Source organism: Nitrosomonas communis (assembly GCF_900114745.1).
Classification (GTDB): Bacteria; Pseudomonadota; Gammaproteobacteria; order Burkholderiales; family Nitrosomonadaceae; genus Nitrosomonas; species Nitrosomonas communis_A.
The window spans coordinates 1-1,553 of sequence record NZ_FOUB01000171.1; the positions used below are offsets into that span (position 1 = coordinate 1).

Genomic DNA, 1,553 nt, shown 5'->3' on the forward strand with positions numbered 1-1,553 from the left:
GGTCGACAGGTTCGCATGCAGTGCTCCCGCAAACATTACTCCACAGGCTATCGCTAGCCCCTTCAGCCATTTTCTGGCATTCATTCCTCTCTCCTTCTTTTCTTATGTTGTTATCCATTCATGCCCATCTAAAAATGACTATCCATTTCTTCCGATAGCTTGAGCATAAAATCAATACTAGCCAATACTTCTTTTTTCTTTACTTATAACTTTCAAGCCTACTTCCTTGACCCTATCTGTGTCAAGGATTTTGAGTGATAAATTATTATCCAGTTAATTAGATTATGATTTCTCAGTAATTTCTTTAGCTGAATTTTTTTTAGGCCGCAAGAAAAAGTACGCGACCCCGCCTCCTAAGACGAGCAAGAGCATGATCTCCAGCATACCAATACCGCCACCATGACCACCATGCCCTCCCTCTCCACCAACATGCAGCGGAACACGAACAGCAGTACGGACAGTATCACCTTCTACTTTTTCCAGTAAGATTGCATATTGACCAAGCTCCTTAAGTTCTGTCGCAACAACAATAATTCCAGAAGGGTATGTGGTTGGCGACATATAAAAACCATCATTCGCTACAGCATCGTGTGCTTTATCTTTATGCTCTTCGCTTTTATTCACTTCATGCTCAGCGTGACCTTTATGCTCATCATGCTTCATTTCATGATCTTGCTCTTTATTGGCACTGTTATGCGCCGCTGTATTGCCCTTAACTTCTCCCCCATGTCCCTCATGCCCTTCTTTTACAAGGCGTACGGCAAGCGGTATCTCACGCGCTTCAGCAGGCAACTCGATCGTCACATTCACTTTTCCAACATTTGGCACATGGTCACAATACGAATGCATGGGAGGAATATTACCTTCCGGCACTTCATATACGCTGATAGTTACCGGAAACTCTCCCGCTTTAACTTGACATCCACCATGCCCAGCATGATGCCCTTCATGCGCAAGCATCAACTGCGCATGAAGGGAAAAAGTTGCTAATAACAATACTACTGCTACGCATAATTGCACAATCCATTTATTACGTGAAGCCTTTCTCATACTTTCTCCAAAGTCTTTAATCTTAACCAACTTGTAATTGTAACTTACTCAGCAATATTGAATATTGCCCAGCATATTTGCTTTGATTGATTGTATAACAAAATTTAAGGAAGGTCTGAATAAGTATGCCATAGAAACAATACAGTGAATTCACTAGAGGATTTAATCAAAAAGATATCAAATAAATAGCATTTAAAGGCAGTAACCCTAACTTTATAATGCTAGGGTCTGTTGACATTTTACATAGGTAGCCATAGATATCCACATGCTATAGCTACCATACTCTCGTAATTTCGCTTCAGTTTGTCGTATCGTGTTGCTATTGCCCGATACTGCTTTAGCCGGGCAAAAGCATTCTCCACCCAATGCCGGTATTGATCTAAACCCCAATCCATATCTGCATTACCCTTCAACGAGTTGCGCTTTCTCGGTATCACAGCCTGAGCTCCCTTCTTCGTTATCTGTTCCCGTAACCATTCGCTGTCATAGCCCTTGTCCGCCAC

The 1,553-nt window shown here is 42.1% G+C and carries 2 protein-coding genes; both read right to left on the bottom strand.

What is annotated here, in order from left to right:
- Positions 1-282: 282 nt before the first annotated feature.
- Entirely contained in the window at positions 283-1,050 is a 768-nt protein-coding gene (locus tag BM122_RS21195) for a hypothetical protein (RefSeq protein ID WP_074907653.1), read from the bottom strand.
- Between the two features lie 239 nt (positions 1,051-1,289).
- Positions 1,290-1,553: transposase (locus BM122_RS21200; protein ID WP_143083597.1), on the bottom strand; the 264-nt coding region annotated here is incomplete at its 5' end.